Below are 18,304 nucleotides of genomic sequence, written 5' to 3'. Positions count from 1 at the left end.
GCCGCGGAAATATCAATGTGACATTAGTGGGGCGATTGTTTAGGATGGCACCCAGAAGGTCAATAGTTTGGCATAAAGTTAATAGCGAAAGAATCTAGCCAAATTATTGACGAATTAACGCGTCAAACTTGATTCGCAAATTTTAAAAGTACGTCCAGACTGAGTCGGCGCCCATGCCTTCAGGTCCATGGAAGTCAACTGAACGTGACACCCGGAGAGTCTTCAATGAGCAGTGTTGTTGCCATCGTCAAAAGCATTGTCGGTCAGGTATTTGTAGTCTCCCCTGAGGGTGTACGTCGCGTACTCGTTGAAGGCGATCGCCTGTTTGTCGGCGACCAGGTCGACACCGGCCTCTCCGGCGCCGTGTCGCTTGAATTGGCTGATGGCCGCACTCTCGATCTGGGTCGCGAAACCCAGTGGAGCGCCACCGCGCCCGACTCCAGCACGGACCTGGCTGAGGCCACCGCGCAGGCTGCGCCGTCGGTAGCCGAACTGCAGCAAGCCATCGCCGCCGGTGTCGACCCGACTACCGCGCTTGACGCCACCGCTGCAGGCCCGAGCGCCGCAGGCACGGGCGGTGCCGCCGGGGGTGGTCACAGTTTCGTGATGCTCGACGCCACCGCTGGCCGTGTTGACCCGACCATTGGTTTCCCGACCGCAGGCATCAACGCTGCCGGTCAGGCTGCGCAAAACATCACCGGCGGCCAGACCACCGATACCACCACCAACGCCCTGCGTGAATCGACCCTGAGCCTCAGCGCCACGCCGACCATCACAGAAGCCGGCGGCGTGCTGGTGTACACCGCGACCCTGACCCAGGCACCGCTGACCGACCTGACCATCACCCTCTCCAACGGCGCGGTGATTGTGATTCCGGCCGGGTCCACCACTGGCACGGTCAACGTGCCGCTGGCGCCGAACGACACGGTTTATAACGACCCGAGCCAGATCGACGTGACCGTCACCGGCACCACCGGCGGCAACGGCATCACCGTGACACCGCCGACCAACCCGGCGACGACGCAGGTCACCGACACCATCGACACCACCACCGTCACCCTGACGGCCGGGCCGAGTGTCACCGAAGGCGGCCAGATCACCTACACCGCGACCCTGACCAACCCGGCGCAAACCCCGGTGACAGTCACCCTGTCGAACGGCTCGACCATCACCATCGGCGCCGGCCAGACCACCGGCACCGTCAACGTGCCGACCCCGGCCAACGACGTCTATAACAACGGCAGCACCGTCACCACCACCATCACCGGTGCCAGCGGTGGCAACTTCGAAAATCTGGTGCCGAACACAACGCCTGCGGTGACCACCATCACCGATTCGATCGACACCACCACGGTCACGCTGACCGCTGGCTCGACCGTCACCGAAGGCGGCCAGATCACTTACACCGCGACCCTGACTAATCCGGCGCAAACCCCGGTGACCGTCACCCTGTCGAACGGTTCGACCATCACCATCGAAGCCGGCCAGACCACTGGCGTCGTCAACGTGCCGACCCCGGCCAATGACGTCTACAACAACGGCAGCACCGTCAGCACTACGATTACCGGTACCACCGGTGGCAACTTTGAAAACCTGGTGCCGAACCCGACGCCAGCAGTGACCACGATTACTGATTCGGTCGACACGACCAACGTCAGCCTCACCGCCACTGGCACCGTCGTCGAAGGTGGCCAGATCACCTACACCGCGACCCTGACCAACGCCGCGCAAACGCCGGTGACGATCACCCTGTCGAACGGTTCGACCATCACCATTGAAGCCGGCAAAACCACCGGCAGCGTCAACGTGCCGACAGCGGCCAACGACGTCTACAACAATGGCAGCACGGTCAGCACCACGATTACCGGCGCAACCGGTGGCAACTTCGAAAATCTGGTGCCGAACACCACGCCAGCGACCACCACCATTACCGATTCGATCGACACCACCAATCTGTCGTTGTCAGCGACCGGCAGCGTTGCTGAAGGCGGCTCAATCGTTTACACCGCGACCCTGACCAATCCGGCCGGCACGCCAGTGACCGTGACCCTGAGCAATGGCTCGGTGATCACCATCGACGCGGGCAAGACTACCGGCACCGTGACCGTTCCAGCACCAGCCGATGACGTCTATAAAGACGCCGGCCAAGTCGAAGTCAGCATCAATACCGTCACCGGCGGCAATTTCGAGAACTTGGTGCCGAGCACCGTTCCGGCCGTCACCGAAGTGACCGACACCCTCGACACCTCGACCGTGAAATTGACGGCTGACACCTCGGTCGCTGAAGGCGGCACCGTCACTTACACCGCGACCGTCGGCGCGCCAGTCACCGGCTCGCCGGTTGTCGTGACCCTGGCCAACGGCCAGAATATAACCATCGCCGTCGGCCAAACCACCGGCACCGTGACCACCTCCGCGCCTAACGACGCGCTAGCCGGCAACGCGCCGTTGAGCAACTCGATCACTGGCGTTTCGGGCGGCAACTACGAAAATCTGGTCGCCGATAAAACCCCGGTCTCCACCAACGTCACTGACGTTGCCGACACCACCAACCTTTCGCTCAGCGCCACCGGCTCTGTGGCTGAAGGCGGTTCGATCGTTTACACCGCGACCCTGACCAACCCGGCCGGCACTCCGGTGACTGTGACCCTGTCGAACGGCTCGGTGATCACCATCGAAGCGGGCAAAACCACCGGCACCGTTACCGTCGCGGCACCCGCTGATGACGTCTATAAAGACGCCGGCAAAGTCGAAGTCACCATCGAAAACGCCACTGGCGGCAACTTCGAGAACCTGGTGCCAAGCACCGTTCCGGCTGTCACCGAAGTGACCGACACCCTCGACACGTCGACCGTCAAACTGACCGCTGACACCACCGTGGCTGAAGGCGGCACCGTCACCTACACCGCGACCGTTGGCGCGCCGGTCACCGGTTCGCCTGTCGTCGTGACCTTGGCCAATGGCCAAACCATCACCATCGCGGTCGGCCAGACCACCGGCACCGTAACCGCCACTGCACCGAACGATGCGCTGACCGGCCATGCGCCGCTGACCACTTCGATCACTGAGGTTTCCGGCGGTAACTACGAAAATCTGGTGGCTGACAAAACTCCGGTCAGCACCACCGTCACCGACACCACCGACACCACCAATCTGTCCCTCAGCGCCACCGGTACGGTGGCTGAAGGCGGTTCGATCGTTTACACCGCGACCCTGACCAACGCAGCCGGCTCACCCGTCACCGTAACCTTGTCGAACGGCGCCGTGATCACCATCGAGGCCGGTAAAACCACCGGCACCGTGACCGTTGCCGCACCTGCCGATGACGTCTACAAAGACGCCGGTAAAGTCGAAGTGACCATCAAGGACGCCACCGGCGGCGACTTCGAGAACCTTGTTCCGAGCACCACGCCAGCCGTCACCGACGTGACCGACACCATCGACACCTCGACGGTAAAACTGACCGCGACCGAGACCGCTGCTGAAGGTGGCACCGTCACTTACACCGCGACCGTCGGCGCGCCAGTCACCGGCTCGCCGGTCATCGTGAGCCTGGCCAACGGTCAGACCATTACCATCGCCGTCGGCCAGACCACCGGCACCGCGACTGCCACCGCACCGAACGATGCGCTGACCGGTCATGCTCCACTGACCAACTCAATCACCGAGGTCAGCGGCGGCAATTACGAAAATCTGGTCGCTGACAAAACCCCGGTCAGCACCACCGTGACCGACACCACCGACACCACCAACCTGACGCTCAGCGCCACCGGTACCGTGGCTGAAGGCGGTTCGATCGTTTACACCGCGACCCTGACCAACGCAGCAGGCTCGCCCGTCACCGTGACCCTGAGCAATGGCTCGGTAATCACCATCGAAGCGGGCAAAACCACCGGCACCGTGACCGTCGCTGCACCTGCCGATGACGTCTACAAGGACGCCGGCAAAGTCGAAGTGACCATCAAGGACGCCACCGGCGGCGACTTCGAGAACCTGGTGCCAAGCACCGTTGCAGCCGTGACCGACGTCACTGACACCATCGACACCTCGACGGTGAAGCTGACTGCCACCGAAACTGCTGCTGAAGGCGGCACCGTCACTTACACCGCCACTGTTGGCGCGCCAGTGACCGGCTCGCCAGTCGTAGTCACCTTGGCTAACGGCCAAAGCATCACCATCGCTGTCGGCCAAACCACCGGCACCGTGTCGACCACCGCACCAAACGACGTACTGGCCGGCCATGCACCGCAGACCAACTCGATCACTAACGTTACCGGTGGCAACTACGAAAACCTGGTCGCCGACAAAACTCCGGTCAGCACCACCGTGACCGACACCGTCGACACCACCACCGTTTCGCTGACCGCCACCGGCAACGTCAACGAAGGCGGTTCTATCGTTTACACCGCGACGCTGACCAACCCGGCCGGCACTCCGGTGACCGTGACCCTGAGCAACGGTTCGACCATCACCATCGACGCCGGCAAGACCACCGGCACCGTGACCGTCCCAGCCCCGGCCGATGACGTCTACAAAGACGCCGGCAAAGTCGAAGTGACCATCAAGGGCACCGACGGCGGCAATTTCGAAAATCTGGTGGCCAATCCGACGCCAGCGGTGACCAACGTTGCCGACACCATCAACACCACGCACCTGACCCTCAGCGCTGAAAGCTATGTGCTCGAAGGCACCTCGATCACGTACACCGCGACCCTGACCAACGCCGCGCAAACGCCGGTCACCGTCAACCTGAGCAACGGCCAGACCATCACCATCGAAGCTGGCAAAACCAGCGGTTCGGTGACCATCGCTGCGCCGAGCGACGACGTCTACAAAGACGTCAGCAAGCTCACCGTGACCATGACCGACGCCACTGGCGGCAACTTCGAGAAACTCGACGTCAGCAAGACCCCGGTCAGCACCACTGTCAATGACACCGTCGACAAAACCACGCTGACCCTCAGCGCCAGCGACACCGTCAGCGAAGGTGGCCAGATCACCTACACCGCGACCCTGAGCAATCCGGCCGGCACCGCCATGACCGTGACCCTGGCCAACGGCGCGGTGATCAACATCGCCGCTGGCGCCACCAGCGGCTCGGTGAACTTCGCTGCCCCTGCCAACACCCCGTACATCGACGGCGGCAAAGTACAGACGGCGATTGCCAGCCACAGCGGCGGCAACTTCGAGCAGGTCGATGCCAACCGTTCCGCGGTGGTCACCACCGTGACCGACACGGTCGACACCACCAATATCAGCCTGAGCGCCACCGGTTCGGTCGCCGAGGGCGGCTCGATCGTCTACACCGCGAGCCTGACCAACCCGGCAGGCACGGCGATGACCGTGACCCTGAGCAACGGCGCGGTGATCAACATCGCCAAGGGCGCGACCACCGGCACCGCGACCGTCGCAGCGCCTGCCGATGACGTCTACAAGGACGCCGGCAAGGTCGACGCGAGCATCACCAAGACCACCGGCGGCAACTTCGAAAACCTGGTGGTCGACAAGACTCCAGCGGTCACCGACGTGACCGACACCATCGACAACAGCACCGTTTCGCTGACCGCTACCGCCAGCACCACTGAAGGCGGCGTGGTGGTTTACACCGCTTCCGTGACCGCTCCGGTCACCGGCGCGCCGGTTGTCGTGACCCTGTCCAACGGCCAGACCATCACCATTCCGGTCGGCGCCAGCAGCGGCAGCGTCAACTTCACCGCACCGAACGATGCGCTGGCCGGCGGCAACACGCTGAGCGTGAAAATCGACGGCGCCAGCGGCGGCAATTACGAAAATCTTGTGGCCGACAAAACTCCGGCCGTGACGTCGGTGACCGACACCGTCGACACCACCAACCTGTCGCTGAGCGCGACCGGCACCGTGGCTGAAGGTGGTTCGATTGTTTACACCGCAACGCTGACCAACCCGGCCGGCACGCCAGTCACCGTGACATTGAGCAACGGCTCGGTGATCACCATCGAAGCGGGCAAAACCACCGGCACCGTCACCGTTGCGGCGCCTGCCGATGACGTCTACAAAGACGCCGGCAAAGTCGAAGTCACAATCAAGGACGCCACGGGCGGCAACTTCGAAAACCTGGTGCCAAGCACGACGCCAGCCGTGACCGATGTGACTGACACCATCGACACCTCGACCGTGAAACTGACGGCCGACACCACTGTCGCTGAAGGTGGCACTGTCACTTACACCGCCACTGTTGGCGCGCCGGTCACGGGTTCGCCTGTCGTGGTCACTCTGGCTAACGGCCAGAGCATCACCATTGAAGTCGGCAAAACCACCGGCACCGTGACCACCACCGCGCCGAATGACGCATTGAACGGTCAGGCGTCGCTGGGCAACTCGATCACCAACGTTTCCGGCGGCAACTACGAAAACCTGGTGGCCGACAAGACCCCGGTGTCGACCACGGTCACTGATACAGTCGACACCACTGATCTGTCGCTCAGCGCTACCAATTCGGTCGCCGAGGGCGGTTCGATCATCTACACCGCGACCCTGAGCAATCCCGCCGGTACGCCGGTGACCGTGACCCTGAGCAACGGCTCGGTGATCACCATTGAAGCGGGCAAGACCACCGGCACCGTCACCGTCGCGGCACCGGCCGATGACGTCTACAAAGACGCCGGCAAAGTCGAAGTCACCATCAAGGACGCTACCGGCGGCAACTTCGAGAACCTGGTGCCGAGCACTGTTCCGGCCGTGACTGAAGTCACCGACACCATCGACACCAGCACCGTCAAACTGACCGCCACCGAGTCGGCGGCTGAAGGTGGCACCGTCACCTACACCGCCACTGTCGGCGCGCCAGTCACCGGTTCGCCGGTCGTCGTAACCCTGGCGAACGGCCAGAACATCACCATCGAAGTCGGCAAGACTACCGGCACCGTGACCACCACAGCGCCGAACGACGCGTTGAACGGCCACACGCCGCTGACCAATGCGATCACCGACGTTTCCGGCGGTAATTACGAAAACCTCGTGGCCGACAAAACTCCGGTTTCGACCACTGTTACTGACACTGTCGACACTACCAACCTGACGCTCAGCGCCACCGGCACTGTGGCGGAAGGCGGTTCGATCGTTTACACCGCAACCCTGACCAACCCGGCTGGCACGCCAGTGACCGTGACGTTGAGCAACGGTTCGGTGATCACTATCGAAGCGGGCAAGACCACCGGCAGCGTGACCGTTGCGGCGCCTGCCGATGACGTCTACAAAGACGCCGGCAAAGTCGAAGTCACCATCAAGGACGCCACCGGCGGCAACTTCGAGAACCTGATTCCGAGCACCACGCCAGCCGTCACCGACGTCACTGACACCATTGACACTTCGACGGTCAAACTGACCGCCACCGAGTCTGCAGCTGAAGGCGGCACCATCACCTACACCGCCACGGTCGGTGCGCCAGTCACTGGCTCGCCAGTTGTGGTGACCCTGGCCAACGGTCAGAACATCACCATCGAAGTGGGTAAAACCACCGGCACCGTGACCACCACCGCACCGAATGATGCGCTGACTGGCCATGCACCGCTGACCAACGCGATCACCGACGTTTCCGGCGGCAATTACGAAAACCTCGTGGCCGACAAAACTCCGGTCAGCACCACCGTGACCGATACCGTCGACACCACCAATCTGTCGCTGACCGCGACCGGCGCGGTGGACGAAGGCGGCCAGATCACTTACACCGCGACCCTGACCAACGCTGCTGGCTCGCCGGTCACCGTGACCCTGTCGAACGGTGCCGTGATCACCATCGACGCCGGCAAAACCACCGGCACCGTGACCGTCGACGCACCGAAAGATGACGTCTACAAAGATGCCGGCACCGTTGAAGCGACCATCAAAGGCGCGACCGGTGGCGACTTCGAAAACCTCGTTACCAGCACTGCTCCGGCCGTTACCACCGTCAACGACACCATCGACACCTCCACCGTGTCGCTGACTGCCACGGCGAACGTCGCCGAAGGCGAAACCGTGGTCTACACCGCGACCGTGACCGCGCCAGTGACGGGTTCACCGGTTGTCGTGACCCTGTCCAACGGCCAGACCATCACCATCGCTGTCGGTGAAACCACCGGCTCGGTGAACTTCGTTGCACCGAACAGCCCATTGGCCGGTGGCAGCTCGCTGAGCGTCACCATCGACGGCGCCACCGGCGGCAACTACGAAAAACTCGCGGTCGACGGCAAGTCCGCCGACACCGCGGTTTCGGACACTACCGACACCACCAACCTGAACCTGACCGCAACCGATTCGGTGGCTGAAGGCGGTTCGATCGTCTACACCGCGACGCTGACCAACCCGGCTGGCACGCCGGTAACCGTGACCCTGTCGAACGGTTCGGTGATCACCATCGAGGCTGGCAAAACTACCGGCACCGTGACCGTTGCTGCGCCTGCCGATGACGTCTACAAAGACGCCGGCAAAGTCGAAGTGACGATCAAGGATGCAACGGGCGGCAACTTCGAGAATCTGGTGCCGAGCACCGTGCCGGCCGTGACCAACGTCACCGATACCATCGACACCACCACCGTCAAACTGACCGCGACCGAGTCGGCGGCCGAGGGTGGCAGCGTGACTTACACCGCAACCGTCGGCGCGCCAGTCACTGGTTCGCCTGTGGTCGTGACCCTGGCTAACGGTCAGACCATCACCATTGGTGTTGGCCAGACCACCGGCACCGCGACCACCATCGCGCCGAACGATGCATTGACCGGCCACGCGCCGATCACCAATGCGATCACCGAGGTAAGCGGCGGCAACTTCGAAAATCTGGTGGCGGACAAGACGCCGGTTTCGACCAATGTCACCGATACCGTCGACACCACTGACCTGTCGCTGACTGCGACCGGCACCGTGGCCGAAGGTGGTTCGATCATCTACACCGCGACGCTGACCAACGCGGCTGGCTCGCCAGTCACCGTGACGCTGTCTAATGGCGCGGTAATCACCATCGAAGCCGGTAAAACCACTGGCACTGTGACCGTTCCAGCTCCGGCCGATGACGTCTACAAAGACGCGGGCAAAGTCGAAGCGACGATCTCCACCGCTACCGGTGGCAACTTCGAGAACCTGGTGCCGAGCACGGTTCCAGCCGTCACCGAAGTGACTGACACCATCGACACCTCGACCGTCAAACTGACGGCTGATACGTCGGTCGCTGAAGGCAGCACCGTCACTTACACCGCCACTGTCGGCGCTCCAGTGACCGGCTCGCCTGTTGTCGTCACCCTGTCAAACGGCCAGACCATCACCATCGGCGTTGGCCAAACCACCGGGACCGCAACCACCATCGCCCCGAACGATGCATTGACCGGTCACGCACCGATCACCAATGCAATCACCGAGGTAAGCGGTGGCAATTACGAGAATCTGGTGGCCGACAAGACACCGGTTTCGACCAGCGTCACTGACACCGTCGACACCACCAGCCTGTCGCTGAGCGCGACCGGCTCTGTGGCCGAAGGCGGTTCGATTGTTTATACCGCCACCCTGACCAACGCCGCTGGTTCGCCAGTCACCGTGACCCTGTCGAACGGCGCGGTGATTACCATCGAAGCCGGCAAAACCACTGGCACCGTGTCTGTTCCAGCGCCAGCGGATGACGTCTACAAAGACGCCGGCAAAGTCGAAGCGACGATCTCGACGGCAACGGGCGGCAACTTCGAAAATCTGGTGCCGAGCACTGTGCCGGCCGTGACCGAAGTCACCGACACCATCGACACCTCGACCGTCAAACTGACGGCCGATACCTCCGTGGCTGAAAGCGGCACCGTCACTTACACCGCTACTGTCGGCGCTCCAGTGACCGGCTCGCCGGTCACCGTGACGCTGGCCAATGGTCAGAACATCACCATCGAAGTCGGCAAAACCACCGGCACCGTGACCTTCACCGCACCGAACGATGCCCTGACCGGCCACGCGCCGCTGACCAACTCGATTACCGGTGTTACCGGCGGCAATTACGAGAACTTGGTGGCTGACAAGTCTCCGGTTTCGACTAACGTCACCGATACCGTCGACACCACCAACCTGTCACTGAGCGCGACTGGCTCGGTCGCTGAAGGGGGCTCGATCGTCTACACCGCGACGCTGACCAACGCGGCTGGCTCACCAGTCACCGTGACCCTGTCCAACGGCGCCGTGATCACCATCGAGGCGGGTAAAACCACTGGCACCGTGTCCGTTCCTGCTCCGGCTGATGACGTCTACAAAGACGCCGGCAAAGTCGAAGCGACGATTTCCACCGCCACCGGCGGCAACTTCGAAAACCTGGTGCCGAGCACTGTTCCGGCCGTGACCGAAGTGACTGACACCATCGACACCTCGACCGTCAAACTGACGGCTGATACGTCGGTCGCTGAAGGCGGCACCGTCACTTACACCGCCACTGTCGGCGCTCCAGTGACCGGCTCGCCTGTCGTGGTGACCTTGGCCAACGGCCAGAACATCACCATCGAAGTCGGCAAAACCACCGGCACCGTGACCACCACCGCACCGAACGATGCGCTGACCGGTCAGGCGCCACTGACCAACTCGATCACCGGTGTAACCGGCGGCAATTACGAGAATCTGGTGGCTGACAAGACGCTGGTTTCGACCAATGTCACTGACACCGTCGACACCACCAATCTGTCGCTCAGCGCGACCGGCTCTGTGGCCGAAGGCGGTTCGATTGTTTACACCGCCACGCTGACCAACGCCGCAGGCTCGCCAGTGACCGTGACGCTGTCCAACGGCGCCGTGATCACCATCGAGGCGGGTAAAACCACTGGCACCGTCACCGTCGCTGCACCGGCGGATGACGTATACAAAGATGCAGGCAAAGTCGAAGCAACCATTTCGACCGCGACCGGCGGCAACTTCGAGAATCTGGTACCGAGCACCGTGCCGGCCGTGACCAATGTCACCGACACCATCGACACCACCACCGTCAAACTCACTGCGACCGAGTCGGCAACTGAGGGTGGCACGGTCACCTACACCGCCACTGTTGGTGCAGCCGTCACCGGCTCGCCTGTCGTCGTGACGCTGGCCAACGGTCAGACCATCACCATCGGTGTAGGCCAGACCACGGGCACCGCAACCACCGCAGCGCCAAACGATGCGTTGACCGGTCATGCGCCACTGACCAACGCGATCACCAACGTGACCGGTGGCAACTACGAGAACCTCGTGGCTGACAAAACCCCGGTCAGCACCAACGTGACCGACACTGTCGACACCACCAACCTGTCGCTCAGCGCGACTGGCTCGGTTGCTGAAGGCGGTTCGATCGTCTACACCGCGACCCTGACCAACGCCGCTGGCTCGCCAGTGACCGTCACCCTGTCGAACGGCGCCGTGATCACCATCGACGCCGGTAAAACCACCGGCACCGTGACCGTTCCTGCGCCGGCTGACGACGTTTACAAAGACGCCGGCACCGTGCAGGCGACGATCAGCACAGCCACCGGTGGCAACTTCGAAAACCTGGTGCCGAGCACGACGCCGGCTGTGACCAGCGTCACCGATACCATCGACACCACCACCGTCAAACTGACGGCCACTGAGTCGGCGGCTGAAGGCGGCAACGTTGTCTACACCGCTACCGTAGGCGCACCGGTTACCGGCTCGCCAGTTGTCGTGACTTTGGCCAATGGTCAGACCATCACCATCGGTGTTGGCCAGACCACCGGCACCGCAACCACCGCAGCGCCAAACGATGCATTGACCGGTCATGCGCCACTGACCAACGCGATCACCAACGTGACCGGCGGCAACTACGAAAACCTCGTGGCCGACAAGACGCCAGTCAGCACCAACGTGACCGACACCGTCGACACCACCAACCTGTCGCTGAGCGCGACCGGCTCTGTGGCTGAAGGTGGCTCGATCGTCTATACGGCGACATTGACCAACGCCGCTGGCTCGCCAGTGACCGTCACCCTGTCGAACGGCGCCGTGATCACCATCGACGCCGGCAAAACCACCGGCACCGTGACCGTTCCAGCGCCAGCCGACGACGTCTACAAAGACGCCGGCACCGTGCAGGCGACGATCAGCACCGCCATCGGTGGCAACTTCGAGAATCTGGTGCCGAGCACGACTCCGGCTATCACCAGCGTTACCGATACCATCGACACCACCACCGTGAAGCTGACTGCCAACGCCACTGCCGCTGAAGGCGGCAATGTCGTCTACACCGCAACTGTCGGCGCGCCAGTGACGGGCTCGCCAGTCGTGGTCACCCTGTCGAACGGTCAGACCATCACCATTGGCGTCGGCCAGACCACCGGCACCGCGACCACTACCGCGCCTAACGACGTATTGACCGGTCATGCACCGCTGACAAACGCGATCACCGACGTGACCGGCGGTAACTTCGAAAACCTCGTGGCTGACAAAACGCCGGTCAGCACTACCGTGACCGACACTGTCGACACCACCAATCTGTCGCTGAGCGCGACAGGTTCGGTGGCCGAAGGCGGCTCGATCATCTACACCGCGACGCTGACCAACGCCGCTGGCTCGCCAGTGACCGTCACCCTGTCGAACGGCGCCGTGATCACCATCGACGCCGGTAAAACCACTGGCACCGTAACCGTTCCAGCGCCAGCCGATGACGTCTACAAAGACGCGGGTACCGTGCAGGCGACCATCAGCACCGCCACCGGTGGCAACTTCGAAAACCTCGTGCCGAGCACGACTCCGGCCGTGACCAGCGTCACCGACACGATCGACACCACCACCGTAAAACTCACTGCAACAACAACTGCAGCCGAGGGCGGCAACGTTGTCTACACCGCTACTGTCGGCGCGCCAGTCACCGGTTCGCCGGTTGTTGTGACCTTGGCCAACGGTCAGACCATCACTATTGGCGTCGGCCAGACCACCGGCACCGCGACCACCACCGCACCGAACGATGCGTTGACCGGTCATGCGCCGCTGACCAACTCGATCACCAACGTGACGGGCGGCAACTACGAGAATCTCGTGGCTGACAAAACCCCGGTCAGCACTAACGTGACCGACACTGTCGACACCACCAATCTGTCGCTGAGCGCTACCAATTCGGTCGCTGAAGGCGGTTCGATTGTTTACACCGCGACCCTGACCAATGCCGCTGGCTCGCCAGTGACCGTGACCTTGTCGAACGGCGCCGTAATCACCATCGACGCCGGCAAAACCAGCGGCACCGTGACCGTTCCTGCACCAGCGGACGACGTCTACAAAGACGCCGGCACCGTGCAGGCCACGATCAGCACCGCCACCGGTGGCAACTTCGAAAACCTCGTGCCGAGCACGACTCCGGCCGTGACCAGCGTCACCGACACCATCGACACCACGACGGTGAAACTCACGGCTACCGGCACAGCGGCAGAGGGCGGCAACGTTGTCTACACCGCGACCGTCGGTGCTCCAGTGACTGGCTCGCCGGTTGTGGTAACCCTGTCGAACGGTCAGACCATCATCATCGGTGTTGGCCAGACCACCGGCACCGCGACCACCACTGCACCTAACGACGCTTTGACAGGCCACGCACCGCTGACCAACTCGATCACCAATGTCACTGGCGGCAACTACGAGAACCTTGTCGCCGACAAGACTCCGGTTTCGACTACCGTCACCGACACCGTCGACACCACCAACCTGTCGCTGTCAGCGACCGGCACCGTGGCCGAAGGTGGTCAGATCACCTACACCGCGACCCTGACCAACGCTGCCGGTTCGCCAGTCACCGTAACCCTGAGCAACGGCTCGGTGATCACCATCGACGCGGGCAAAACCAGCGGCACCGTGACCGTCCCGGCGCCAGCCGATGACGTCTACAAAGACGCTGGCACCGTCCAGGCAACGATCAGCGCCGCCACCGGTGGCAACTTCGAAAATCTGGTCACCAGCACGGCTCCGGCCGTGACCAGCGTCACCGACACCATCGACACCACCACCGTGAAGCTGACGGCCACCGGCTCTGCGGCTGAGGGCGGCAACGTCGTCTACACCGCCACTGTCGGTGCAGCTGTGACTGGCGCGCCGGTTGTCGTGACCTTGGCCAACGGTCAGACCATCACCATCGACATCGGCAAGACCACCGGTACCGTGACCACCACCGCACCGAACGATGCGTTGACTGGTCACGCCCCGCTGACCAACTCGATCAGCAACGTCACGGGCGGCAACTACGAAAACCTCGTGGCCGACAAAACCCCGGTCAGCACCACCGTGACCGACACCGTCGACACCACCAACCTGACGCTGTCCGCGACCGGCACCGTGGCCGAAGGTGGCCAGATCACCTACACCGCGACCCTGACCAACGCCGCTGGCTCGCCAGTCACCGTAACCCTGAGCAATGGCTCGGTGATCACCATCGACGCCGGCAAAACCAGCGGCACCGTGACCGTTCCAGCGCCAGCCGATGACGTCTACAAAGACGCCGGCACCGTGCAGGCAACCATCACTGGCACCAGCGGTGGGGGCTTCGAAAACCTCGTGACCAGCAACACGCCAGCCGTGACCAACGTCACCGACACTATCGACACCACCACCGTCAGCATCACTGGCAGCAGTTCGGTAACCGAAGGCCAGACCGCCAGCTACACGGTCAGCCTGAACCACCCGGCGCAAACCGAAGTGACCCTGAAGATCGTCTACAGCGGCACCGCCGCCGACGGTTCGGACTTCACCGGCGTGTACACCGTGAAGATCCCGGCCGGTGCGAGCAGCGCGCAGTTCAACGTCGCCACCATCGATGACAAGATCACCGAAGGCACCGAGAACTTCGTGGTCAAGATCGATTCGGCCACCGGCGGCAACTTCGAGAACCTTGCGGTCAGCAGCACCAATGGCAGCGTCAGCACCTCGATCATCGACAACGATGCGCCGCCCGTGCTCGACCTGGACGCCAACAACTCCAGCGGCGCCACCGGTGCCGACTACAAGGTGACCTTCACCGAAAACACCCCGGGCGCCGGCGTGTCGATTGCCGACACCGACATCAGCATCACTGACCCGGACAGCACCCTGCTCACCGGCGCCACCGTGGTCCTGACCAACCGTCAGGACGGCGATGCGCTGAACCTGGGCAACAGCGTCAACGGCATCACCATCAATGCCAACAGCACCAACGGCACCGTGACCCTGACGCTGTCCGGTAACGCGACGCTGGCTGATTACATGCAGGCCATCAAGAACATCAGCTTCACCAACGGCAGCGAAAACCCGAGCACCGTACCGCGGATCATCACCGTGACCGTGACCGATGGCGGCAACTACTCCAACACCGCGACCACCACGGTCAACGTGGTGGCGGTCAACGACGCACCGGTCGCTGCACCGAGCAATGTCACCGGCACCGAAGACACGCCGCTGGTACTCGGCTGGTCGACTTTCGGTGTGACCGACGTCGACAGCCCGGCCAGCAGCCTCGGCATCAAAATCACCCAACTGCCGGGCGAAGGCAAACTGCAGTATCTGGACGGTTCGACCTGGAAAGACGTCGCCAACAACCAGACCTTCAGCAAGGCTGACATCGACGCGGGCAAGCTGCGCTTCCTGCCGGATGCCAACGAGTCGGGCGTCAACGGTTACGGCGGCACAGGTCTGGGCAACAACCAGGCTGACTACGCACAGATCAAGTTCCAGCCAACCGACGGCCAACTGCTGGGCAACACCGGCACCGTGAAAATCGACATTACGCCGGTGGCGGATGCGCCGACCGTGAGCGTGGCCGACAACAGCGTGAAGTCCACCGGCCTGATCAAGGAAGTCTGGACCGGCCTGTCGGGTCTGGGCACCAACGGCAACGGCGCAGATTCGACCACATTGAAAAATGTGATCGACGGCGCTGGCACACCGAACACCAGCACCAATGTGAACAACGTGCAGTCCGACGGCAGTGTGACCGCCGGCACAGCGTCGAAGACCTCGGGCCTGATCTATCTGGAAGCCGGCAAGACCTACACCTTCAGCGGTATCGGTGATGACAGCCTGTTGGTGACCATCGGTGGCAAGAGCGTGGCCTCGACCACGTGGGGCGTGGGCGGCAACCTCAACGGCTCGTTCACCCCGACCACCAGCGGCTACTACACCCTGGACATCTACCACCACAACCAGAGCGGCCCGGGCAGCTACGACGTCAACCTGTCGGTCAACGGCAGCACGCCAATCGACCTGAGCAGCGCCGGCGTGCCGATCTACACCGGCGTGCAGGATCTGATCAATTCGGGCGTGACCGTCTCCGATCTGCACGGCAGCAACGGCGAAGGCTATTACGACGGCTACAAACTCAACACCGGAGCCGAAGGCACCACGGTGAAACTGTCGGCGATCACCACCGCCCTGACCGACACCGACGGCTCGGAAACCCTGAGCGTGAAGATCAGCGGTGCACCGGTCGGCTCGGTGCTCAGCGATGGCGCGGGTCATACCTTCACCGTCACCGCCAGCAGCGGCGACGCCAACGTCACCGGCTGGAACCTCGGCAGCCTGACCGTAACGCCACCGCCGTACTACAACGGCCAGTTCAACCTGACCGTGACCTCGACCTCCACCGAGATGGTCGGCGGCTCGGCCAGCAGCACCGCGACCATTCCGGTCAGCGTGGTGCCAGCGGTCTACAACGCCATTGTCGCCACCTCGGCCGATGACACCGTCACCGGCACCGATGGCAACGACATCATCGTCGCCGACATCGGTGGCCTGACCGTGGTGCCGGGTACCAACTACAACATCGCGTTCATGGTCGACAGCTCCGGCAGCATGAGCAGTTCGTCGCTCAACGCCGCCAAAGACTCGCTGACCTCGGTGTTCAACAGCCTCAAGCAGAGCCTGGGCGGCAGCAATTCGGGCACGGTGAACATTTTCCTCGTCGACTTCGATACCCAGGTCAACAAGTCGGTGTCGGTGAACCTCAACGACCCGAACGCGCTGACGCAACTCAAAGCGGTACTGGACTCGATGGCCTCCGGTGGCGGTACCAACTATGAGGACGTGTTCAAAACCACGGCCAACTGGTTCCAGAGCGCTGACGCGGTGGCCAACAGCGGGGCGAAGAACCTCACGTACTTCATCACCGACGGCCAGCCGACCTACTACCAGAGCGGCGAGCAGACCAACCCGACGCTGTACGGCAACGTGAAGCTCGACGATGTGGTGAAAACCAGCAACTACAAGCCGGGCGATACCTTCAGCACTTATATCGACAATACCCATGCGTTGACGATCAACAGCGCCGGCACAGTGACCCTGCAAACCTACAGTTCGTGGTGGGGCTGGAGCGGCACTAATCTGGGCACCATCCACGCGCAGGGCGACGGCACCTATGAGTTGTCGAGTCTGGCGGGTACCGGCAACAGCACCAACTCGGCAACGACCAGTAACTCGACCAGTGGTTTTGCCTTGCTCAGCGGTCTGTCGAACGTCGAGGCTATCGGACTGAACAACGATGTCAGCCTCAACGATCTGAAGCCTTACGACTCGGACAAAACGCCGCAGACCAACATCGATCCGAAGGACCTGGCCAACTCGATCATCGGCCACACCGAGGCGACGATGCCGGGCAACGACACCGTCAGCGGTGGCGACGGCAATGACATCCTGTTCGGCGATCTGGTGAGCTTCAACGGCATTGCCGGCGAGGGTTATCAGGCGATGCAGGCGTTCGTGGCCAAGGAAACCGGGGTCGATGTCAGCAAAGTCACCACCAGCAACGTGCACCAGTACATCACCGAGCACTATCAGGCGTTCGATGTCTCCGGCGCACATGACGGTAACGACACGCTGCTGGGTGGCGCAGGCAATGACATCCTCTTCGGCTCGGGCGGCAACGACTGGCTCGATGGCGGCAAAGGCAATGACATTCTGCTCGGCGGCACTGGCAACGACACGCTGATCGGCGGTCAGGGCAACGACATCCTTATCGGTGGTTCGGGTGCCGACACCTTCGTCTGGAAGGCGGGCGACACCGGCAACGACGTGATCAAGGACTTCAAAGCCGCTGACGGTGACCGTATCGATCTGCGCGATCTGTTGCAGGGCGAGACCGGCAGCACCATCGACAACTTCCTGAAGATCACCACGGTCGACGGCACGTCGTCGCTGCAAGTCAGCTCGGCGGGCAAGTTCAACTCCGGCGATGCTGCTGCGGCAACCCCGGACGTGACGATCAAACTGGAAGGCAACAACTGGTCGAGCGCCAACATTCACAACCTGATTGCCGGCAGTGACCCGACCATCAAGGTCGACCACAACAACAGCTGATACGTGAACAAGACGGCCGCCCCAATGGGGCGGCCGTCAC

1 protein-coding gene is annotated in these 18,304 nt (G+C 62.5%); it reads left to right on the top strand.

The genetic code is table 11. The features are described from left to right. The first annotated feature begins 225 nt into the window (after positions 1-225). Positions 226-18,264, top strand: a complete 18,039-nt coding sequence (locus AC5SEM_RS26750) for a LapA family giant adhesin (protein ID WP_495471626.1) — start codon at positions 226-228, stop codon at positions 18,262-18,264. Positions 18,265-18,304: the final 40 nt, after the last annotated feature.

It is taken from the genome of Pseudomonas sp. CH61 (assembly GCF_059429415.1).
Note: the sequence above shows the minus strand (reverse complement) of the source record. Positions and strands in the feature narration are given on the sequence as shown.